1 protein-coding gene is annotated in these 521 nt (G+C 41.1%); it reads left to right on the top strand.

What is annotated here, in order from left to right; all coding sequences use genetic code 11:
* On the top strand, window positions 1–298 hold a 298-nt coding region (locus tag R7E78_RS30420; RefSeq protein ID WP_318059186.1), incomplete at its 5' end, for a L,D-transpeptidase family protein.
* Between the last annotated feature and the right edge of the window lie 223 nt (window positions 299–521).

The following is a 521-nucleotide window of genomic DNA, read 5'->3' on the forward strand; positions in this document are numbered from 1 at the left end:
CCCACAAGCCATATATCTACACGACACGCCGAGTAAAAACTTGTTCCAACAAGATAGAAGGGCCTTTAGCTCGGGTTGTGTTCGAGTAGAAAACGCCGATCAACTTGCAGAGCTTCTGTTCAAAACTCAAGGTTTGGAAGAGCGTTTAGAGAAAAAGCGGGAAAGCGCTCGTTCATCAACGACTTCGGTGCCACTAGGGGAACGTATTCCGGTACACATCATCTACCAAACAGCTTGGTTGGAAGAAGGTACGCTGTATTACCGAGATGACATCTACAAATACGACCATCAAGGCTAAGCCTGCATGGCTCGTAAATTTAAGAAAATTTACAATTCTAAAAAATCGTTTTCTGTTCAATAAGTAAACAAAAAATTCAGCGCGACTTCGATATTCCGGACCAATTTATGCATTTGACGAGATAAATTGGTTTCGGTATCGTCCGCTTTCTTTGTTTAGTAATTGAGCAGTGTTTTTGTTTATGGTAAGTCGTAATTTTTCTCGCCGTGATTTCCTTAAAATG

The sequence above is a fragment of the Vibrio sp. YT-19(2023) genome (assembly GCF_033337395.1).